Annotated in this window: 19 protein-coding genes; 6 read left to right on the forward strand and 13 right to left on the reverse strand. The window is 57.6% G+C overall.

The annotated features are described in order from the left end of the window. Positions 1–41: 41 nt before the first annotated feature. Positions 42–644: an ANTAR domain-containing response regulator gene (locus N2601_RS25570; protein ID WP_104827188.1), complete on the forward strand. Its 603-nt coding sequence runs from the start codon at positions 42–44 to the stop codon at positions 642–644. Continuing rightward, entirely contained in the window at positions 641–1,870 is a 1,230-nt protein-coding gene (locus tag N2601_RS25575) for a CmpA/NrtA family ABC transporter substrate-binding protein (protein WP_260304158.1), read from the forward strand. The genes N2601_RS25570 and N2601_RS25575 overlap by 4 nt, the downstream gene beginning before the upstream one ends. Before the next feature lie 57 nt (positions 1,871–1,927). Here N2601_RS25575 and N2601_RS25580 read toward each other — a convergent pair whose 3' ends face one another. The 6 genes from N2601_RS25580 to N2601_RS25605 all read right to left on the reverse strand — a co-directional run bounded on the left by N2601_RS25580 (position 1,928) and on the right by N2601_RS25605 (position 10,134). Further along, positions 1,928–3,643 (reverse strand): GMC oxidoreductase, encoded by a 1,716-nt coding sequence (locus tag N2601_RS25580; RefSeq protein ID WP_260304159.1) that lies wholly within the window; start codon positions 3,641–3,643, stop codon positions 1,928–1,930. 177 nt (positions 3,644–3,820) lie between these two features. Next, positions 3,821–4,780, reverse strand: coding sequence for a glycoside hydrolase family 26 protein (locus N2601_RS25585; RefSeq protein ID WP_260304160.1), 960 nt, complete (start codon positions 4,778–4,780; stop codon positions 3,821–3,823). Positions 4,781–4,834: 54 nt separating this feature from the next. Then, positions 4,835–6,703 carry a glycosyltransferase family 2 protein gene (locus N2601_RS25590; RefSeq protein WP_260304161.1) on the reverse strand — a complete coding sequence of 623 codons (1,869 nt, stop codon included), beginning with the start codon at positions 6,701–6,703 and terminating at the stop codon, positions 4,835–4,837. After that, positions 6,700–7,686 carry a UDP-glucose 4-epimerase GalE gene (gene galE, locus N2601_RS25595; RefSeq protein ID WP_260304162.1) on the reverse strand — a complete coding sequence of 329 codons (987 nt, stop codon included), beginning with the start codon at positions 7,684–7,686 and terminating at the stop codon, positions 6,700–6,702. Before galE ends, N2601_RS25590 begins: the two co-directional genes overlap by 4 nt. Next, positions 7,686–8,699, reverse strand: coding sequence for a UDP-glucuronic acid decarboxylase family protein (locus tag N2601_RS25600; protein ID WP_445945043.1), 1,014 nt, complete (start codon positions 8,697–8,699; stop codon positions 7,686–7,688). Before N2601_RS25600 ends, galE begins: the two co-directional genes overlap by 1 nt. 373 nt (positions 8,700–9,072) lie before the next feature. Then, positions 9,073–10,134, reverse strand: coding sequence for a helix-turn-helix domain-containing protein (locus N2601_RS25605; protein WP_445945044.1), 1,062 nt, complete (start codon positions 10,132–10,134; stop codon positions 9,073–9,075). 663 nt (positions 10,135–10,797) lie between these two features. On the opposite strand from N2601_RS25605, the gene N2601_RS25610 reads away from it, so the two are divergent. Then, the gene (locus tag N2601_RS25610) at positions 10,798–11,307 is read left to right on the forward strand and encodes a DUF995 domain-containing protein (RefSeq protein WP_260304164.1); all 510 of its coding nucleotides are present in this window, start codon (positions 10,798–10,800) and stop codon (positions 11,305–11,307) included. A gap of 134 nt (positions 11,308–11,441) precedes the next feature. On the opposite strand, the gene N2601_RS25615 is transcribed toward N2601_RS25610, so the two are convergent. The 4 genes from N2601_RS25615 to N2601_RS25630 all read right to left on the reverse strand — a co-directional run bounded on the left by N2601_RS25615 (position 11,442) and on the right by N2601_RS25630 (position 14,139). Beyond that, positions 11,442–11,720, reverse strand: coding sequence for a hypothetical protein (locus N2601_RS25615; protein WP_260304165.1), 279 nt, complete (start codon positions 11,718–11,720; stop codon positions 11,442–11,444). Positions 11,721–11,947: 227 nt separating this feature from the next. Next, positions 11,948–12,304, reverse strand: a complete 357-nt coding sequence (locus tag N2601_RS25620) for a hypothetical protein (RefSeq protein ID WP_260304166.1) — start codon at positions 12,302–12,304, stop codon at positions 11,948–11,950. Between the two features lie 327 nt (positions 12,305–12,631). Further along, the gene (locus N2601_RS25625; RefSeq protein WP_260304167.1) at positions 12,632–13,054 is read right to left on the reverse strand and encodes a universal stress protein; all 423 of its coding nucleotides are present in this window, start codon (positions 13,052–13,054) and stop codon (positions 12,632–12,634) included. A gap of 251 nt (positions 13,055–13,305) precedes the next feature. Next, complete coding sequence (locus N2601_RS25630; RefSeq protein WP_260304168.1) at positions 13,306–14,139, reverse strand: universal stress protein; 834 nt, start codon at positions 14,137–14,139, stop codon at positions 13,306–13,308. 284 nt (positions 14,140–14,423) lie between these two features. On the opposite strand from N2601_RS25630, the gene N2601_RS25635 reads away from it, so the two are divergent. Beyond that, positions 14,424–15,221, forward strand: a complete 798-nt coding sequence (locus N2601_RS25635) for a DUF899 domain-containing protein (RefSeq protein WP_260304169.1) — start codon at positions 14,424–14,426, stop codon at positions 15,219–15,221. Positions 15,222–15,399: 178 nt separating this feature from the next. Here N2601_RS25635 and N2601_RS25640 read toward each other — a convergent pair whose 3' ends face one another. Then, the gene (locus N2601_RS25640; RefSeq protein WP_260304170.1) at positions 15,400–16,812 is read right to left on the reverse strand and encodes a helix-turn-helix domain-containing protein; all 1,413 of its coding nucleotides are present in this window, start codon (positions 16,810–16,812) and stop codon (positions 15,400–15,402) included. A gap of 197 nt (positions 16,813–17,009) precedes the next feature. Here N2601_RS25640 and aceA point away from each other — a divergent pair, with 197 nt between their 5' ends. Together aceA and N2601_RS25650 are read left to right on the forward strand one after the other, a co-directional pair. Further along, entirely contained in the window at positions 17,010–18,299 is a 1,290-nt protein-coding gene (aceA, locus tag N2601_RS25645) for an isocitrate lyase (protein WP_260304171.1), read from the forward strand. A 27-nt stretch (positions 18,300–18,326) separates the two neighbouring features. Beyond that, complete coding sequence (locus N2601_RS25650; RefSeq protein WP_104827203.1) at positions 18,327–18,572, forward strand: SMc00767 family acetate metabolism repressor; 246 nt, start codon at positions 18,327–18,329, stop codon at positions 18,570–18,572. A gap of 177 nt (positions 18,573–18,749) precedes the next feature. Here the strand turns inward: N2601_RS25650 and N2601_RS25655 are convergent, their stop codons facing one another. Next, positions 18,750–19,076 carry a hypothetical protein gene (locus tag N2601_RS25655; RefSeq protein ID WP_104827204.1) on the reverse strand — a complete coding sequence of 109 codons (327 nt, stop codon included), beginning with the start codon at positions 19,074–19,076 and terminating at the stop codon, positions 18,750–18,752. Between the two features lie 179 nt (positions 19,077–19,255). Continuing rightward, the gene (locus N2601_RS25660) at positions 19,256–20,245 is read right to left on the reverse strand and encodes a potassium channel beta subunit family protein (protein ID WP_260304172.1); all 990 of its coding nucleotides are present in this window, start codon (positions 20,243–20,245) and stop codon (positions 19,256–19,258) included. Between the last annotated feature and the right edge of the window lie 286 nt (positions 20,246–20,531).

A 20,531-nucleotide genomic window follows, 5' to 3' on the forward strand; every position in this document is an offset into this window, starting at 1 on the left:
CGCTTCAACCTGTGAGCTTGGGCCGGAGGCGATATGAGACGATGAAATCCCATACCCTTGCCGTATTGGTCATTGACGAGAACCGCATTCGCGCATCGATCATCGAAGCGGGATTGCGCGAGGCCGGGTATGAGAACGTCACGATCGTCCATGACATCAACGGCATTGCCCGCCGGATCAGCGAGATCAATCCGGATGTGATCGTCATCGACCTGGAGAATCCCAATCGAGACATGCTCGAAAATATGTTCCAGCTCTCCCGCGCCGTAAAGCGGCCGATCGCGATGTTCGTCGACAGGTCGGACGAAGCCTCGATCGAGGCGGCCGTCGATGCCGGCGTTTCCGCCTATATCGTCGACGGGTTGAAGCAGGAGCGCGTGCGGCCGATCCTGAAGATGGCCATCAGCCGCTTCAACGCCTTCGCGCGCCTCAACCGCGAACTGGAAGAGACCCGTGGCGAGCTGGAAAACCGCAAGGTGATCGACCGCGCCAAGGGCCTGCTGATGAAATCGCGGGGCATTTCGGAAGAGGAGGCCTATGCACTGATGCGCAAGACGGCCATGAACCAGAACCGCAAGATCATCGACATCGCGCAAAGTCTGGTAACCGCGATCGGCCTGCTCGATCCAGGAGAAAATGCATGATGGAGAAACACCAGATTGTCGCCGGGTTCCTGCCCCTTCTCGACAGCGCCCTGCTCGTCATTGCCAAGGAAAAGGGTTTCGCCGAGGCCGAGGCGATCGATCTTCAGCTCGTGCGGGAGGTCTCCTGGGCCAATATTCGCGACCGGCTCGCGGTCAGCCGCTACAATGTGGCGCACATGCTCGCCCCGATGCCGATTGCCTGCAATCTCGGACTGACCCCATTGGCTCCCCGGATGATCGTGCCGATGGCGCTCGGTCTCGGCGGAAATGCCGTGACGGTATCGTCAGCGCTTTGGGACCAAATGGCTGCCGCCGGCGCGACGGATGACCTCGATGCCGGCCGCAACGGCAAGGCCCTGCATGAGGTCGTCCTTGCCCGCGCCGAACGTCCGTTGCGTTTCGCCGTCGTCCATCCCCATTCCGGGCACAATTACGAACTGCGCTATTGGCTCGCGGCATGCGATATAAATCCCGATCGCGACGTGGAGATCATCATCCTGCCGCCACCGGAGATGGCCGATGCGCTCGGCGCGGGCCAGATCGACGGATATTGCGTCGGCGAACCGTGGAATACGGCCGGTGTCCTTAGCGGCAAAGGCCATATGGCAACGGTCAAAGCTGCCATTTGGAAGTCCAGCCCGGAAAAGGTGCTCGGCGCCAATGCCGGCTGGGCGGACGATCACCCAGAGGCGATGGCCGCTCTCCTGCGAGCCTTGTACCGCTCGGCTGTCTGGTGCTCCGATCCGCAAAACCGGGAAAGCTTGGCGTCTTTCCTTTCCAAGCCCGCCTATATCGGCCGCCCCATCGATTGGCTGCTCCCTGCCCTTTCAGGCGATCTGCAGGTCGGGGGCGGGCGGATTACGAGCATCAAGGACTTCTTTGTTCCCCGTGCCAAGGCTGCCACCTTCCCGTGGAAAAGCCATGCGCTCTGGTTCTATACGCAAATGGTGCGCTGGGGACAGGTGGCTCACGACGAACACAACGAGACCATCGCCCGGAACACCTACAGGCCGGATATATACCGCTCGGCGCTGCAGGCGCTTGGTGTGCCCTTGCCAGGCGCCAGCGCCAAGGTCGAAGGCGCTCTTCGCGTGGAAACGCCGGTTGGCTCCACCGACGCCAGCCTGACGCTCGGTCCCGATGGCTTCTTCGATGGCGGCCTGTTCGATCCCGACAAGATCGATGCATATATCGATGCGCAGCGGCAGCCGAGGGCGGCTGGTTAACCCACTCCGACGATATGAGCGCCAAGCAACAACTTTCGGGCTAAGGAGGCCCGAGGCTCAAACCTTTGCCAGGTTCGAATTCAGATGATCGGCCAGCCTTATCGCAAAGGCCAGGATCATCAATGTGGGGTTTGCGTGGCCGCTGGTTGGGAACACGGATCCACCGGCAACATAAAGGTTGGATACGCCGTGGACCCTGCAATTCTCGTCGACGACGCCCGTCTTCGCGTCGGCCGACATGCGCGTCGTGCCAAGCGTATGCGCCATATCGATGATGACGATGTCTTCTGGCCGCCGCTCACGCGCCCAATCTTCCAGTATAGGAGCAGGCAGGCCGGCGCTCGTCAGGGCTTTGCGTGAGAGCTCGGCGATCCTGAGCAGCGTTTGACGTTCGGCATCGTTGATCCGCCAGGCGACTTTGGCCAATGGCACACCAAAGCGGTCCTTCCGCGAACTGAGACTGATCCTGCTCTCCGGATTCGGAATCTGTTCGGAGATCGCTTCGATCCTCAGACCGACCAGCTTATGGGGCACGCCCTGGTTCTGGAATTCATTGGCAACCAAATTCGGGGACATCCTGATTGCGCTGTTGACCACAATATCCTTGAGAGCCTTGGGCGTGCGACTGTCGGAAAGGACCCTCATTCCGAGTCCCTTGACGATAAGCCCGGAGCCTGCGGCAACCGAACGTAGATCGCGGCCGACATCTGGGCTGTGTCGGCGCAGCAGCCGCTTCAACGCATCCCATGGGTCGTCGGGCGCGCGCTCAGTGGCGAAATAGACAGCGGCGTTCAGCAGCTCCTCGCGCTCCTGTATTTCCGGCGTCAGCGCCAAGCCATGCATGAACATGTGCGCGCGGCCATGGTGATGAATACCGAAGAAGCCGAAGAGCTTGGTGAGCACAGCCATTTGATCGGTTGGGATTGCACCGATGCGAGCGCCCGGATGATCCATGAGATATCGCCCGACGACATCGTGTTGATTGCCGATTCCATTGAAATGCACGTCGTTGGATACGAGCAGCAGCCTGGCATTTTCAATCCCGCTCGCGGCCAGCACGCACATGCCGGCCTCGATGCGTGCGCGCTTGCCGTCCATGCTGGCGACCTCGAGGTCTGAAAAGCGCGATCCGTCCGGGCTCAGGCCGACATGCGTCACGGTCGCATCCAGAACAACATCAATATTATCCAGCCGTTGCGCCATGAACTCACTGCCGAAGCGCATGACGTCGAGCCGGTCTACGCGCGAGCGGGCAAACTGCCAATAAAAGGAATGAAGTCCCTCCTGGTCAAAGCGGCCCGGTGGTTCCTGGGGGCTGAGATTCAGCACCTCCATTGCACGCAGGATATAAGGATCGATTTGCTCGCGATCGACCGGCCAGCCGGAATGGGGCACCCAGGAGCGAGCCTTGAAGTCGATACCACTAAAAGGTGCAGATTTTCCCGCCCAGGCATGCGTCGATCCACCCAGCGCGCGGCAGCGAACCCCAAAGGGCTGAACCTCCTGAGACCAGAACCTGGCCTGCGGGCTGTGAAATTCGATCCGCTTGCGGCACTGCGCTTCCGATTGGGGCTGGCCGACGCTCTCGACTTCGTTGAGTGCGGAATGCTCCGAGTTTTCGAGTTCAAGCCCGCTTTCGACGATGAGTACTTTTCTGCCCGCCTTCGCACATTGGGCTGCGATTGTAAGCCCCGTGGGGCCGCCGCCTACAATTACGAGGTCCGCTGTAATAATCGAATTGTCGTCATAGTTGGACAGTTGCTCGATTTTCATCAAGGTCGGCTTTCTTTACTGCAAACAGGTAATCCGACATCAAAACGATCAGACCCGCCTTCTGCGAAATTTCGATCGATACGCAAGAAAGTGAAGGCCCCGATGCCTATATATTATGATGCGTCGGGGCCTCGCGTGGAAGATCATCTTGCGCGCCGAGATTGAAAAACTTCACAATCAGAAGCTGGCCTCCTTGACCACCCGCCAATTGGGAAGACCATAGGGTTTTGGCCAAGGATAAAGTTCCTTGTCGTTGAAGTAGACAACGGCTGTCAGGTTCGGAAATTCCGGATATCGCTTGGCAGCGTTCGCAGCCCAGTTGCTGACATAGGTAGCGTCGCCTTCATAACCGAGCTCAGCGACGGCGACAGGCTTCTTGAAGCCCTGGACCAGCCTGTATTTGGGCGTGAGCAATTGGGCAAACGTCCGGTCTGCACCGAAATGATCCTTGTCATACTGCTGCAAGCCGAACACCGAAAGACCGATGACATCGACAACGTCATCGCCGGGATAGAACTTGACGAGGCTCGGCTCGCCTTTAGGCGACCACATATATTTCGCCGATTTATCGTGCTTGCGGCAGACATTCACCATTCGCCGATAGGTGGCTATGTAGCTGCTGGGTTGCCAATGGGACCAGATGAACTGGTTGTCGGTTTCGTCCATCTCCTGCGCCCAGCGAATGGTTACATCGCTCTTCAGCGTGGCTGCAGTGTCGCAAACAGCAGCCATGTTGCGATCATACTTGCCGGCCAGAATGCCCTGGAGCAGCTCTTCGGAAGTCGATCGCCGATCGACTGCCCAAGACCACGGTTCCACGGTAATCAACAGCTTCCGCCCCCGTTTCTGGGCGTAGTCATCGGCAAGCGAGAGCGTTGCCAGATCGACATCTTCCCAAGGAAGGAAAAGATGCTCGATCTTCGAGTTCGGGTCGTCCCTGAAATCACCGTGAGGGTCATAGGCACCGAAGGTTACCGAGTCCGGGCCGATCTTCGGCCGCTTATCGGTAATCTGTCTTGCATGGGTCCCTTCGCCGGCCGGGATTCCGCGGGGAATGCTTGCCGCAAAGATTGTTCCAGTCGTCGCCAAGGTTGCAAATAAGGCGACCATAGCTGCTTTGGTTTTCCTGTTGCTCATTGGGTTTTCCTCCTGTCAACATCAGCAACTCTGCCTGCTATTCTTCCGTGATCTTCAAGATCTCGGATTTGATGCTTCTTCTTGCGGAAGCTCTTCATTCGACCTGTCGGCTAACCAATGTGGGTTGAATGTCAGCTTTTGGAGGTCCTGCCTTCCAAAGCCGGCGCCGGCCACCGCATATCGCGTTTCATAGAGCCTCAGGCGGCCGGTACCCCACGTCAGAGATGCCAGTCCTTCCGTTCCGCGCTCAATGGTGGCGAATCCGGGAGCTGCGATGAGGCAAAGAAGGCTCATAGCCATTGCCGGCCGATACGTTCTTGCGCGAATTCTGACGACATTCTCCCGAGCGTGCTGGATGACGATGATCAGCAGCAAAAGGGTGTAGAGCACGGAGTTGATAATCGCGAAGATGTAGAAACCCCGCGTTTCACCAGCCCGGTCGACAAGCAGAACCGGCAGCACGGAAGCAAGCGACAGAAAAGCGTAGGGCAATAGAACGCGCCAGGGCAGCGGATCCACTTCAGATGCGCCTTTGGGCGTGATACGGAAGTCGACATAGGAGTCGGTCATCCAGTCCCGAACGGCAGCAATCGTTCCAGCCACCGCCCAGGGCCAACGGGCGAAGAGGAAAAATACCCCCTCCCAGCTCAAGATCTTGGCATCGAACGGCCGGAATGAGCCGCTGGCTCGCCACCGATAGGCCAGCAGCATCAACGTGATGGAGAGCGGCGCGCAGTGGGCGAAAAATTCGGGATAGGTGACTGCAACAAAGTTCTGATGGAAGGCAAGCGCCAGAATTGGCATGACGAACATCAGGCACATGAACAGTGCAAAGAGCGGATACCACAACTGCGAAAACAGAAACTGGCATTTCAATCTTAGCGGCAGGCGCGCAACATAGGTCGGCGAATACCGCAGCAGCAACATGACAAGGCTGCGTGACCACTGGAATTCCTGGGTGACGAGATCGGCAAACGTGCGGGGGCCGTCGCCATGCGCAATCGCATCGAGCGCATGCACGCCACGCCAGCCATAAGCGTTCATCATCAGCGTTGTCGAATGATCTTCCGCAAGTTCCGGCCCCAGCCCTCCAATTTCCTTGAGGGCGACCGTGCGCACGGCATAGTGCGATCCGATGCAAAGGGGAGCGAGCCCGTCATTATAGCCGGCCTGGAGGGAGCCATGCATGCTCGCTTCTGCATAAAGCCGCCCGCGTGCAGCCCAGCTTTCCGATGCGTTACGATCGCAAATGCTGGGCGCCGAGACATAACCGACCTTAGGATCGGCAAACGGGCGCAGCATCTCGACGAGATAACCGGGTTCCGGAACATGATCGGCGTCGAGCTGCACGACGAAATCATAGCGATCATAGCCGAAGTGATCATAGAAGAAGGCGAGATTGCCCTCCTTGCATCGCGTACGGCGCGGCCAACTGGTCCGGTGATAGTCGGGCCTGTTCTTTCGCGTTGAAACGAGAACGCCATGCTGCCGGCACCAGTTCAGCGTCTCCGGAGTCGGATCTTCGTCCGCGAGCCATGTATCATGCGCAAAGGATTGGTCGAGCATCGCCTGCAAGGTCGTCGCCACGACAGAGAAAGGCTCGGACGGAGCTTTGGTCACGACCATGGCGACGCGGCTGCCGGCGGGAAGCCGCAACGGTCCGTTCGGCTTCTGCGCGCGATAGAATATTGCAATGAAATAGGCCGGCAGAAGAGTGACCCAAGCCAGTATGGCGGTCACCATCGTGAAGCGCCAAAAGCCGATATAGTGCTCCGGCTTCAGCCACCAGGCCCAGAAATAGATGAGCATGCCCACCCAGATTACAGCACCGGCCAGATATTCCAGCCGATCGCGACCTTGAAGAACCCGGATTTGCAGCGGTTCGGCCGTTTCTTTAGCCTTCGTGTCGGTCGTGTTCCTCATGTCCACGACTCCAGGCCAAAGAAGGGAGCGGCGGTCTTGATGATGGTGTCGATGTCGGAATATTCGGGCGAGAAGCCAAGCGCTTCGCGCGCGAAGGTCGGGTCGGTATAGAGAGCCGGCGGATCGCCAGCGCGTCTTGCATGCATCTCGACCGGGACTTCACGTTTGGTGATACGGCCGATGGCCTTCACAATCTCGTTGATGGACGAACCGCAGCCGGTTCCGAGATTGACCGAAAGGTTGCTGCCGCCGTTGACGAGGTGCTCGAGTGCCAGAACATGGGCACGCGCCAAATCCGTGACGTGAATGTAGTCACGAACGCAGGTTCCATCCTCGGTGTCATAGTCGTCGCCAAAGACGGCGAGATGGGGGATTGCCCCGCCGGCCGCGAGCAATGCTCTCGGAATGAGATGGGTCTCCGGCTCATGCCATTCGCCGAGTTCTCCATCCGGATCGGCGCCGCAGGCATTGAAGTATCGCAGCGCAACGTATTTCAGATCATAAGCTGCCGCGTAATCACTCAGAATCTGCTCAGCAATGAGTTTCGTCCGGCCATATGGATTGATCGGCAGTTGCGGCGTCGTCTCTGTTATAGGGAGCGACTCCGGAACGCCATAGGTTGCGCAGCTCGACGAGAAAATGACCTTGTCGATTCCGGCATGACGGCAGGCGTCCAGAAGGGATAGCGTGCCGCCGACATTGTTCCGATAGTATTTCGCGGGGTCTTCGACGGACTCTCCGACATAGGCGGATGCGGCAAAATGCACGACCGCATCCGGTTTGTATTGCAGAAGGGTCCGTGCCAGGCTGCTGGTATCAAGGATATCGCCATGCACGAACGGTCCCCAACGTACGGAGGAACGATGCCCCGTAACCAGATTGTCGAAGACGATCGGCTCGATATCTTTGGAACGGAGCAGCTTGGCCGTATGGCTGCCGATATATCCAGCGCCGCCGGCTACCAGAACTTTTCGCTGTGCCATCACGCAGTCCCCACCCATTCATGTGCTTCTTCGGTCAGGAGACGGTCGAAATAGCAGATCGTCTTTTCCAAGCCGGTTGATAGCGGCACCAGCGGCTGCCAACCCAGCTTCTGCTGGGCAAAGCTTATGTCGGGACGGCGCTGGCGTGGGTCGTCTTTGGGCAATGGCTTGCAAATCATCTTCGACCGGGAGCCGGTGAGCCTGATCACCTGTTCGGCGAGTTCCAGGATGGTGAATTCACCCGGATTTCCGAGGTTGACGGGCCCGGTGAATGACGGGTCGGTGGCCATCAATTGCTGAAAGCCCTCGATGAGATCATCGACGAAGCAAAATGACCGCGTCTGCGAGCCATCGCCATAGATGGTGATGTCCTGGCCCTTCAGCGCCTGCACGATGAAGTTCGAAACGACACGGCCGTCGTCGGGGCGCATGTGGGGGCCGTAAGTATTAAAGATCCGCGCAATCTTGATTTCCACATCGTATCTTTGATGAAAATCGAAGAACAACGTCTCGGCGCTGCGCTTACCCTCGTCGTAGCAGGACCGGGGGCCAAACGGGTTCACATTGCCCCAATAATTCTCGACCTGCGGGTGCACGAGCGGGTCGCCATAGACTTCGGAGGTGGATGCCTGGAAAATGCGGGCGCCGGTACGTCCGGCCAATTCCAGCAAGTTGAGTGCACCGAAGACAGACGTCTTCATCGTGTGGATCGGATCGGCCTGGTAGTGAGGCGGCGATGCCGGGCAGGCAAGGTTGTAGATTTCATCGACCTCGATGTCGATCGGATCGATGACGTCATGCCTGATGACGCTGAAGCGGTCGAAGTTGCGGAGATGGCGGATATTGCGCTCAAGTCCGGTTGAAAAATTATCAACGCAAATGATGCTGTGCCCCAATTTAAGGAGACGCTCACAAAGATGCGACCCAAGAAAGCCCGCACCACCGGCTACAAGAATGTGCCGAGGTTGCTGTTTTGAATGGAGGACACGTATGTCACCGAGAATGGTATTAATGTCGGAGCGATCAGTTGTTGGACGCATTACTTTCATCTTCCTGACCCCATAATTTGCCTATTCTTTGACTAAGTAAAAACACAAGAAATGCGCTTTCGAGTTAGGTCAAAGTGTTGTACAGCGGCGTTGTTGTTGCTGTTTTTATACTTAAGGAGTCATTAACTGTCGTTAGCTGCGCATCCTGAAATTTGCCGCAGCGTCCATATTTGCAAACACTCATACAACCGGCCGTAATTTTTGGGACAGACACCGGATCGCAGTGACCTGTTTGGGGGAAGGTCTGGTCAGATCGAAGATGGATGGGCTCGGTTAAGCCGCCGTCGCGGCATTGGGGCGTAACCCCAGCCAGATGCCGGCCGCAACTGCGCTTCTACTAATGTCCGAGGGAATTCAGCCAGTCGCCGAATGGGTTTGCGCCATCCTTCGTGTCCGCGGGTGAAACCGCGCGTGCAAGAAAGGGCGGAGCGGCGACATTTCGGGCCTCGCGCGGAGTGTAACCAAATTCCTTACTGAACGCCCGGCTGAAGTGGGCCGCAGAGGTAAACCCGGTTTCTGTGGCGATCTCCACGATCTGCTGCCGATTGACGGTGTTGCTGAGCGCGACATGCGCCGCAAAAAGGCGACGCTTTTGTATATAATGGAGCACGCCGCCACTCGACTCGAACAATTGGTAGAGTCGGGTGCGCGAAATGCCAAGCTCCCGGCATAGCGCATCCGGCGTGAGATCTTGCGAACTCAGATTGCGCTGAACGAAACGGCGTACGCGCTCCATCAGAGCCAAATTACTCTGCTGCTTCTCGGGCCCGGCATGGTCCGCCGATGACGAAATGCATGTCACCAGCATATCGTGCGTTGTTTGGACGACGCGGGGCAGGTCCGCCGCAGTCATGCTGGATAGCTTCGCCTCGACGCTGTCGAGATAATCGATCAGCAGCTTCGCATAGGTGTCGGAGAATATCGTATTGCTCTTGATCTCGTTGAACGCGGGCATGTCCAGAAACAATTCCCGCGGCAGGTAGACGGAGAGACTTTGCGCGTCAGTAGCCCTTCCCCGGAACGGATGGCCCAACGATCGCAGTTCTACCCGTCCGGGCGCGCCCTTCGACACGTTTCCATCAACCTCTGTCCAGCTTTGGCCAGCGCGCAACAACACGATATGCCAATGGTCGATTGAATTCGATCGCAGCTTTGTCACCGAACGCGAATAGGAATGTGCCGGTACCGATTGCTGGACGACCAGCATGCCGCCAAGATTCCAGGCTGTGTGATCGGCAGGAAAGCCAGCTTCCTCCGACACACCTTCCGGTAGCCTAATATCGATCAGAGACGCCAAATATGTCTGCCAGGCCGCGAATTGATCGCCCTGCGGCAAATCGTGCGTGGAGAACCGCAGGGGTTCTAGGGCCGGCGGCAAAGGCGGATTTGTTTCTTGAATAGTATCCGACGTCCGAGGCCAACGCCGGCGCTCGACTTGGAATGTAGGGTGCGTGCTCGCCTGCCCGTCTTTTTGTCCTTCGACGGGAGCCTGCGACGAATGCCCTTTCTGAGGTGAGTCAGGCAATATTTCCTCACAACTTTCGGGAGGCCATTTGTACCACTCTAAGTGTCTATCAGCAAATGATTTAAAACCAAATCGTTAATGATGAATGACGCATATATCTATTCAATCTGACGGGGAAACTAAAATGCCCTTTTGAGCCCGAAATTTTCGCGCCAATGCCGTTCCGTCTTCTTTCAGAATCATCAACCACATCAGAATAGCCAGATCGTTGGCCTGCGGCCATCGCCTTCCGTCGCAAACCCCAAGCTCAATTCAAGAACCTCGCTTTCTCTGAAGATCTCGGCATGCAGCTCATCGCGATCGGCCGAGAGATGGTCATCCGCAACAGGGCCCTCGTTTGGAGAACTGCTCTCCCTTCCCATCCACGCTTGGATGCGGCGTAGCCGCGACATCCGCCGCCGCGAAGGAATCGGCAGCTTGCAAGATCAACCGCAAGCTGCTCAAATCGACGAACAGACGGCCGGAATCTCCATTTTTACAAAGCCGCTCTGCCGTAGTTCATTCGCCGACAGACAATCAACAGACAGGAGGAAACCAATGACTGTATTCCGAACGCTGTTACTATTGGGCGTTTTTGCCGTGACCAGCACCGGTGCCTTTGCCGCCAATACCGCGCAAGATAAGATGAAAAAACCCCCAGCCATGTCAGTGCCGCTGACTGCTGAGAACGTGTTTCAACTTTATTACAATCGTACCTGGATCTGGAAAGACGGCGCAGGCTATTTTGCGGCGAAAGCGCGCGAATTCAAGGCTTGGTCTGGGGAGGGAACGGGTTCCTATGGGATTGGCCGTTGGTTTGTGACGGATGCGGGCAAACTATGCTTCAGGGCCACTTGGTACGCCAAGACAGGGAAAGCCTTGGCGTTGACGTGTTTCAGTCATCGCAAGAAAGGCGATACCATATTCCAGAAGCGCGAGCCGGACGGAGATTGGTATGCATTCAAAACTCCGGCCAATGTCGACGACGAATATCATAAAGTGCGGCCAGGAGATTACGCGACAGCGGGATACAACCGCATGCGGATCAAATTGTCGCAAAACAAATAGATCGATCACGCCTGCAGGGCATTGACCCTGCTTGACGAGGCCGTCTGTATTTGTGCTCCTTCAGGAGCGGAACGGACGGCTTCTCTGACTTTATCGCAGGGCGAACTTGATGCTGAGGCGGGTGAGGAAGCCATTCACCTCAGGAAGCATCTAGACGTATGTCCGAATCCGCTTGGCGTACAAATATACGGCGCCCCGCCGAGATAAATTGGCTTTGCGGTTTTTGCCGAAACGTTTTTGCTCTTGATTGTTTTCTTTTTTGAATCGGCCGGCTTTATAACGTTTTGATCACCCCGCTCAGCCGAGATTGATTGCGCGGCCGCCATATTCATTGGCATGGCTGCACAAACGGCGACAATCAAAGCGGGCGTTACTATCTTCAGCAATAACTTCATTCTACTGTTAGTAAACATCCCAAATCTCCCCCATAATTTGGAAGTGTTTTATCCAAGATGTATTGCAGGACGTTTAACGAATATCCTGACGAACCTTACGATTTATAGGGCAATGCTCATGTTTGGCGTCACCATGCCAAGACTGGCTAAGCCTGCCAAACTGAAGCAATCCCTGAAGGGGACGGTAGGTTGGCGGTGACGCCTATCCAAATCACATAGATATGCTGCTGTTGTTTTCGTGTCGGCTATTGCGGAGGCGCCGCCACGCGGCTCAACTGAGGGGCTGTCTCACGCGCATTGGAATCCAGTTTGGGCTGATTGCCGACAGCCTCCACGGCTGCATCGAGGAGCTGAAAAGCGTACTCCAGGGCAGCATCAGTGTCTTCGCCGCACAGCCCTGATTTCTTGCATCGATTTTGAAGTGCTTGCTTGATCCCCCGCCTTATCGAGGACAACGGTTCAGTTTCTGGTCCGGCGAGAAGTTGACGCAAGCAATTTGCGGCGACGATTTCCGAAACGATGAGTTTCCCCTCGATTTCACCGAGCGTTGGCATTGCAAATCGCTCTCCACCTCTTCGGCATTCCCGATCTGTTGTCAGCATCGTTTTTCCTCCCGTGGATTCGTTTTAACCTGCGTCCTCATCGAAGGCTCTCCCAATCCGCATGAAACGATGGAGCATGCCTTCTAATGGGCAGTCTTTCGTAGGCGTTTCCTAAATCAAGAACGATAGGCTGGTAATCGTAGTGCCGATCCGCATGCCCGGCATCGTGGCGCGGAACGGTACTGGTGTGGAGCGTGCAATTGAAGCCGCCGCCATTGTTGTCAGGCGGTAACCATCATCCAGCATCGGCACTATGATCCTTACATCGAATTTTTCCAAGGCCAGATTTTAGCTCTGCCAAGAATTCGCATCCGATGCCTTCAATCTTCATTGTTTCGCTTCAATCCGATCGACGTGCACGCAACATTTCGCATGGTGCATGATCTGATCGACGGTAGATCCGAAGACGCGATCGAGGACATCGGGCCTATGGCCCGCGACGACGATCAAATCCGCTTTGACTTCGGCTGCAATCGCCAAGATCGTATCGCCGGCACGACCGGGGCGAACATGGATAAGTGCGGGAACCGACAGTTGCTTGCAGAGCTGTGACAGCTTCTTCTCAGCCTCGTCGATAACCGAGACGGCCCAGCCGTCCGGTTCTTGACTGGTGATGGAAGGAAAACGTTCCACGACATGAACGACATGCAAGCTGCCATCGGTCTCGAGAAGCGATTGAGCCGTGCGCACCAGATGCTCTGCCCTCTCCCGTGATCCAAGGCCTACGGCGCAGACGATCGTCTTATACATATTTCACCTCAGAAGAGATCTCTGCCGCTTCCGCCGACAAATTCGGTTCGAATCCCAGAGCATGTGCTTGTTTCAAAAATCGGTCCGCGCTCAGTATATCCACTTTGAAGCCGTTGCCTAACCGTAGGCTCAGAGGAACGCACAAGTCATCCGGATCATCGATGAACTCCGGAGAGCAGCGACCTAAATATGTTCTCGCGGTTGATGATGACGGTCCAGCAAGAGGGGCGGCACGCCGCCTCTGAAGGGTATCATCGCGTCATCATCAACGGGACGGGTGCGTCCTCCAGCATCGAGCGCGTGGTGCCTCCGAAAATCCGCTCCCGCATTCGCGAATGTCCATAGGCACCCATGACGATCAGTTCGGCGCTGATATCCACCGCATGTTGCCGCAGGACTTCGGCAACGGTCCTGCCTCCGCCTGCCAGAATATCGACTGAGACATTGACGCCGTGTCGTGCAAGGAAGGCGGCGATATCCGCGCCCGGCTCCTCGCCGTTGCCGCGGGTCGATGCGCGTGGATCAACAATGACGACATGCACGTTTTCGGCTGCCGTCAGTTGCTCCATTGCAGCGCGAACGGCCTGACTTGCCTCGTTGCGGGAATCCCAGGCAACGAGCACCACGCGCGGCTGAAGCGTGGCGACGCGCCCTCTCGGTGTAATGAGAATCGGCGCCGACGAATGAAACAGCGCACCATCCAATACGCGCCATCGCATATCATTTTGGGCCAGGAGACCGCCGCCGACGAGCGTCAGGTCGGCGTAGCGAGCGCGTTCGCCAATTTCATTGTCGACCCATCCGTACTCCGTTAGCAGACTGTCCACATCAAACGAGATATTGCTCGATTGCAGCAGAGTTTTTGCGGTTGCCACCTGCTGGCTGAGGCTCTGCACCTCACGCTCGCGCTCTTCGGCCCATGCGGAGGAAGAGACTTCGCCGTATCCGCCGACAGGCGCTATCGCAAGCGCTGTCACCAGCACGGAAAGATGCGCCCCCGCCGCACGGCATAGCTCGATCGCCGAACGCAGATCCGCGTTGTCTTGATTGATGCCTATGATGCTCAAAACGGTTTTGGCTCGCATGGTGACACCTCATGTTTGAAGTTGTTCGATCAGCGCCATTCTAGGCCGATCTTGGCGCTCCGCCTTGATCCTGGTCAAGACCGTGACTAGCGCAGGACGCGGCGCCTCTCGCATGCCGGCTGCAATCAGCGGGCGCCGTTTGGAATACCGCCACACTTGTTACTCCCACTGGCCGCTCTCCGGTGCCAGACTATCTCACGACGAACAAGGAGCGTTAACCAGCGAATGAAATCGTGCCTCAACCACGAGCGCGGCAATTCGCCCAAGCCAGGAGATTCAAAGCCATGACTACATCAACCGAAAATGGTCGGAATGGTGGGCAGCCTGCGATGCATGCACCACCGGTCGTGTCGTCGCAGGAATGGGAGGCGGCCCGCCAAAAATTGCTCGTGAAGGAAAAGGAGCAGACCCGCGCCCGGGACACCCTGGCCGCCGAGCGCCGGCGAATGCCGTGGATGGAAGTGAAGACGGACTATGCATTCGAGGGGCCTTCGGGCAAGGTAAGCCTGCTCGATCTCTTCGAAGGTCGGCGGCAACTGATCGTCTATCGCGCCTTCTTTGAGCCGGGCGTATTCGGCTGGCCCGACCATGCCTGCCGGGGCTGTTCCATGGTGGCCGACCAGGTCGCCCACGTTGCCCACCTGAATGCCCGCGACACCACCCTTGTCTTCATCTCGCGTGCGCCTCAGGCGGATATCTCGCGGCTGAAGGCGCGGATGGGCTGGGAGGAGATTCCCTGGTTCACCATCACCGACAATTTCGACACGGACTTCGGCGTCGACGAGTGGCACGGCACGAACGTATTCTACCGTGACGGCGACCGCGTGTTCCGCACCTATTTCATCAACAATCGCGGCGATGAGCAGATGGGAGGCACCTGGAACTACCTCGATATCACGCCGCTCGGCCGGCAGGAGGTCTGGGAGGATTCGCCCGAGGGCTATCCTCAGACGCCGACCTACAAATGGTGGAACTGGCACGACAGCTACATTGCGGACGCAACACCCGACAAGAAGTGGGTCGAGGTGTCGGACGCCGGCGAGGCGGCGTTCCGAAACCAAGACACAAATACCAGGCCATGAGCCAAGCCTGTTCTGGTGGATCGGACAGGCGGCCGCCATTGGTCTAGGAGATCCGCGATAGTGCTAATCTCTGGCGCGAATAGCTGGAACCAGCCGAAGAGAGCCGTCACGGCAATCATGGCTGGTTCCCGCCAACGGCCTTAACGACTGTTCGATGCAACAGGACCAATTACCGGCATCACTGGAAGTCGAAGACGCTGAGCCCGGCGGCCATTTCATCGAGCCCGAGAGGCCGCGTCACCGGCGGCTCGGCCCTTGCAAGACAACCCTGACGCTCGCAGAGACGGCAGGCGGTGCCGATTGCGATCGGAGCCACGGCAAGAGCCTTGCCATAGACAATTTCCTCCCGAAATCCGAGATCGCAGCCAACGAGAAGCGCGGTGCGGCGGACCCTTTCGCCGAAATTGGCCTGCGGACCTTCGATCGTGCGCGATATCGTCAGAAAGCCGGTACCATCTGGCATTTCGACCGCTTCGACCAGAATCTGTCCAGGCTGTGCAAAAGCAGCATGGACATTGAGCTTGGGACAGCCGCCACCGAAGCGCGCCTGCGGAAAGCCTTGAGCCCCCACCTTGCGCAGGCGATGCCCTGCCCCGTCGATCTCCATCAGGAAAAAGGGAATGCCGGCCGCACCCGGCCGCTGCAGGGTCGTCAGGCGGCTGGCCACCTGCTCATAGGATGTGCCGAAACGGGCGCGCAGCGCGTCAATATCGTAATGCAAACGCTGCGCCGCGTTGTGGAAGGCGCCATAGGGCATCATCAGTGCATGGGCGGCGTAGCGCCCCAGCTCGAAACGGGCAATGCGGTTTGCTTCCGGCGTCGATAGCGATAGCGCCTCGAGTTCGGAATGGATTTCCTGGCGCAACGCCAGCAGCGAGACTTCGGTCGCAACCTCCTGCAACTGATCGAAAGGGGACAGACGCTCCGACAGAAAGAGCCGCATCGAGTGGCGGTCATAGCGCCGGCGCAGGTTCGGCATGGCGTGGACGGGCAGCGTGCGCACGGCAATGCCATGCTCGCTGCGAAGCCATGTCTTCAGCGCCGCCGCCAGGTCGTCTCCCGGCGCCAGCCTCGCATGAAAGGCCTCGGCCGCGTCTTCGATGCCGGCGAAGAAATTCGCACGATGCTCCAGCCTGTCATGCACTTCATCGAGCGGCAGGCGCGGGCCGGCCAGCGCCGGAACACGGCCCTCACGCGCGAGAAGCTCGGCCAGGTCGGACAGCCGCGCCGCCTGCTCACGATAGGCGCGGTAAAGCCTGATCATGCCATTCGCAGCATTCGGCGCCGCTTCGGCAACTTCGATCAGTTCCTGTTCTCCCGGGATTTCTCCCGCCAATAGCGGATCTGCAAAGACCTCGCGCAACTGTCCGGCGCCGCCTCCGGCCTCACCCCGGAGCTCGTCGAGATCGACCCGGTAAACCGAAGACAGCTTCAAGAGAAGCTGTACGGTCAGCGGCCGCTGATTGCGCTCGATGAGATTGAGATAAGAAGGGGAAATCTCCAGCGCCTGCGCCATGGCCGTCTGCGTCAAGCCAAGGCCGTTGCGAATGCGCCGCATGCGGGGGCCGGCAAAGATCTTGCGCTCAGCCATCTGTCATTCCTTTTACAAAATTTTCCGACCGCAAAGATTTACAGCTTTGACAAATTTACTGCACCACTCTGTCAAGCGCAAGACATCCTAACCCTTTTCAATTCGGGATTAGGCCGTTTTCATTGGCTTCACGCCGCACTGCAATGTAAATTTAGTCACATCACGAAACGCAAGCGGTTGGGAGAAGGAAAACTGCTATGACTGATTTTTACAAACTCATTTCGGCGGCGCCTGCTGGCCGCTTCGACGGCATAGAGCGACCCTATACGGCTGACGATGTCAGGCGCCTGCGCGGATCGATCTCCATTCGCCATACCCTCGCCGAAATGGGAGCAAACCGTCTTTGGCAGCTCATCCACGAGGAGGATTTCGTCAATGCGCTCGGCGCGCTGTCAGGAAACCAGGCGATGCAGATGGTTCGCGCCGGTCTGAAGGCGATCTATCTTTCCGGCTGGCAGGTTGCGGCCGATGCTAATACGGCGTCCGCCATGTATCCCGACCAGTCGCTCTATCCGGCCAATGCCGGGCCGGAGCTCGCAAAGCGGATCAACCGCACGCTGCAACGCGCCGATCAGATCGAGATTGCCGAAGGCAAGGGCCTTTCGGTCGAAAGCTGGTTCGCGCCGATCGTCGCCGATGCGGAGGCTGGTTTCGGCGGGCCGCTCAACGCTTTCGAGATCATGAAGGCCTATATCGAGGCTGGCGCTGCCGGCGTGCATTTCGAAGACCAACTCGCTTCGGAAAAGAAGTGCGGTCATCTCGGCGGCAAGGTTCTGATCCCGACTGCGGCCCATATCCGCAATCTCGATGCCGCTCGTCTGGCGGCCGATGTCATGGGTGTTTCGACACTGGTCATCGCCCGCACCGATGCCGAGGCAGCCAAGCTTCTGACCTCCGATATCGATGAACGCGATCGTCCTTTCGTCGATTACGAAGCCGGCCGCACCGTGGAGGGTTTCTATCGGGTCAGGAATGGCATCGAGCCCTGTATCGCCCGCGCCGTCGCCTATGCACCGCATTGCGACCTGATCTGGTGCGAGACATCGAAGCCGGATCTGGAGCAGGCGCGAAAATTTGCCGAAGGCGTGCACCGGGTTCATCCGGGCAAACTGCTCGCTTACAATTGCTCGCCGTCCTTCAACTGGAGCAAAAACCTCGATGACGCGACAATCGCCAAGTTCCAGCGCGAACTCGGAGCGATGGGCTACAAGTTCCAGTTCATCACGCTCGCGGGCTTCCATCAACTGAACTACGGCATGTTCGAGCTTGCCCGCGGCTACAAGGCTCGCCAGATGGCGGCCTATTCGGAACTGCAGGAAGCGGAGTTCGCGGCCGAAGCCAATGGCTACACCGCCACCAAGCATCAGCGCGAGGTCGGCACCGGCTATTTCGACGCCGTCTCACTGGCAATCACCGGCGGCCAGTCTTCGACCACCGCCATGCATGAATCGACCGAGCACGCGCAATTCAAGCCGGCTGCGGAATAAATAACCATCAATCGGAGGAGAACGACAATGCCATCCATCGCACGCATCAGCGAAAGAACCGAAGAACAGTCTTCGAGCATGAATGCCGACCAGCAGGCTGTTATCCGCATGCTGGCTAATGAGCTGCATCGCCTCAACCAGGTCGTTATGGATGCGGTCGAGGCCGGGGTCTCCGTCGAACTGGTCCGTTCCGCTCGCCATCACAGCGGCAACGGCAACTGGGGCGACCTGCTGACCCCCGTCATCGTCGCCAATGGCTCTCACACCGCCTAAGGCGTCATCGTTTGAATGAGCACAGACCGTTTTTCAAACTAGAGCACCCCGCTTTCGGTAGTTCACCAGAAAGCGGGGTGCTCTGAATTGATGCTTATGATGGCATCCGATATTTTACCGGCCATAGCAGGCCTTGGGACCGAGAGCCGATCTGCCCTTAGAGCGAAAGGAAGGCTCTTAATCGCAGACCCGCACGCGCTCGTAATGATATCCGTCGTCATATTCGTTCTGAACAGGACGGCTCTCATGCCAGCATCTCGGCGGCGGCGGTGCAGGCTCATATACTCCACCACCATTGGCGATTGCGCCGCCGATTATGCCGCCGATAAGCCCGGCTGCAACGCCGCCAGCGATTACATTTCCATCATGGTGATGATGATGACGCCGTTCCGGAGGCGGGCCGTCCCGCCAGTCATATTGCTGCGCTTGGGCAAAACCACCAATCAATGTGCTGCTTGCAAACACTGCAGTAAAGAAAACCGAAAGAACTGTCTTTTTCATCATGACCACCTCCGACGCCGCACGCCATACGATTCAAGTCTTCGACTCAGTTAAGGAACGCTTTCAAACATGATAATATTTGCCTGAATATGGCGTGAACGCGTCGTTTTGATTTAATTCATCAAAATCTCGAAGGGGTCATGATGGTATTCCGGTCATAAACCTCGCGGGCTGCTCCTGGCTCAGAACCGCTGCGGGGCCGCCGGCTTGTTTCCGGCGATGGCGTCGATACGAGCCAACACCTCGGGTGTCAGCTTGTCTCTGTGTGCCAGCGCTGCCAGGTTGTCCTCCAGTTGGCTCATGCGCGAGGCGCCGAGGATCACCGTGGACACATGGGGGTTCGAAAGGCACCAGAGCAGAGCCATATGGGTGATCGAGATGCCGATCTCTTCCGCGAGGTCAGCCAGTTCCACCACCTGGGCAAGCCGAGCGCGGCCGGTGTCGCTCGCCCACCTCTCCTTCAGCCATTCATAACCTGGCAGGTTCATGCGGCTGTCGTCCGGCACCCCCTTATTGTACTTACCGGTCAGAACGCCCGATGCGAGCGGCGACCAGATCGTGGTGCCCAAGCCCATCAGGTCATAAAGCGGCAGGTAGTCACCCTCGACCTTCTGGCGTTCGAAAATATTGTATTGCGGCTGTTCCATCGTCGGCGGCGTGATGCGCAGATCGCGGGCCACAGCATAGGCTTCGGTCAATTGCTGGGCTGACCATTCTGACGTGCCCCAGTAGAGGATTTTGCCCTGGGTAACGAGATCGTGCATGGCACGAACCGTTTCCTCGATCGGCGTATCGATGTCGGGCCGGTGGCAAAAATAGAGATCGAGATATTCCACCTGCAGGCGCTTCAGCGCAGCGTGAGCGGCGTCCGTAACATGCTTGCGCGACAGGCCCCGTTGGGTCGGCTTCTGGCCACCCCAAAACACCTTGCTCGAAACGATGAAGCTATCCCGGCTCCAGCCGAGGGTTTTCAGGGCTTCGCCCATAACGATTTCGGACTTTCCGCTCTCATAGCCCTCGGCATTGTCGAAGAAATTGATGCCGCTGTCATAAGCACGCGCCATCAGACTTACGGCATCGCTGCCTTCGACCTGCCGGCCGAAGGTAACCCACGATCCGAACGAGAATTCGCTGACCTGCAGACCCGACTTTCCAAGACGACGATATTCCATGGTGCAACTCCTCCGGGGGCAATCGATGCGGCAACATAGGCGCATAGCAGCAACAAAGACAATCACCTTCCCGTCAGCTTTCGTTGAATACAAACGCCGGATTTGCCCGTCGTCCTCCCCATTCAGCGATCCACGTTGGCGGTTGACGCAAAGGATGATCGGAACGACAAATTGCCGAGAAACTATCTGACAAGCAGAATGACGAGCACATGAGACCCCGCCGCGTGTTCCATGCCATATGGGCTTTGCGACAGCATCGCATGGCCCATTTTCGCACAACCTCTTA

Source organism: Rhizobium sp. CB3060 (genome assembly GCF_025200735.1).
GTDB lineage: Bacteria > Pseudomonadota > Alphaproteobacteria > Rhizobiales > Rhizobiaceae > Rhizobium.

Coding starts and splice junctions, on each gene's coding strand:
- N2601_RS25620 (WP_260304166.1), bottom strand. CDS start 12,304: ATGCTGACAACAGATCGGGAATGCCGAAGAGGTGGAGAGCGATTTGCA.
- N2601_RS25640 (WP_260304170.1), bottom strand. CDS start 16,812: ATGGCTGAGCGCAAGATCTTTGCCGGCCCCCGCATGCGGCGCATTCGC.
- galE (WP_260304162.1), bottom strand. CDS start 7,686: ATGGCACAGCGAAAAGTTCTGGTAGCCGGCGGCGCTGGATATATCGGC.
- N2601_RS25625 (WP_260304167.1), bottom strand. CDS start 13,054: ATGTATAAGACGATCGTCTGCGCCGTAGGCCTTGGATCACGGGAGAGG.
- N2601_RS25630 (WP_260304168.1), bottom strand. CDS start 14,139: ATGCGAGCCAAAACCGTTTTGAGCATCATAGGCATCAATCAAGACAAC.
- N2601_RS25615 (WP_260304165.1), bottom strand. CDS start 11,720: ATGTTTACTAACAGTAGAATGAAGTTATTGCTGAAGATAGTAACGCCC.
- N2601_RS25590 (WP_260304161.1), bottom strand. CDS start 6,703: ATGAGGAACACGACCGACACGAAGGCTAAAGAAACGGCCGAACCGCTG.
- N2601_RS25575 (WP_260304158.1), top strand. CDS start 641: ATGATGGAGAAACACCAGATTGTCGCCGGGTTCCTGCCCCTTCTCGAC.
- N2601_RS25580 (WP_260304159.1), bottom strand. CDS start 3,643: ATGAAAATCGAGCAACTGTCCAACTATGACGACAATTCGATTATTACA.
- aceA (WP_260304171.1), top strand. CDS start 17,010: ATGACTGATTTTTACAAACTCATTTCGGCGGCGCCTGCTGGCCGCTTC.
- N2601_RS25585 (WP_260304160.1), bottom strand. CDS start 4,780: ATGAGCAACAGGAAAACCAAAGCAGCTATGGTCGCCTTATTTGCAACC.
- N2601_RS25635 (WP_260304169.1), top strand. CDS start 14,424: ATGACTACATCAACCGAAAATGGTCGGAATGGTGGGCAGCCTGCGATG.
- N2601_RS25660 (WP_260304172.1), bottom strand. CDS start 20,245: ATGGAATATCGTCGTCTTGGAAAGTCGGGTCTGCAGGTCAGCGAATTC.
- N2601_RS25650 (WP_104827203.1), top strand. CDS start 18,327: ATGCCATCCATCGCACGCATCAGCGAAAGAACCGAAGAACAGTCTTCG.
- N2601_RS25610 (WP_260304164.1), top strand. CDS start 10,798: ATGACTGTATTCCGAACGCTGTTACTATTGGGCGTTTTTGCCGTGACC.
- N2601_RS25570 (WP_104827188.1), top strand. CDS start 42: ATGAAATCCCATACCCTTGCCGTATTGGTCATTGACGAGAACCGCATT.
- N2601_RS25655 (WP_104827204.1), bottom strand. CDS start 19,076: ATGATGAAAAAGACAGTTCTTTCGGTTTTCTTTACTGCAGTGTTTGCA.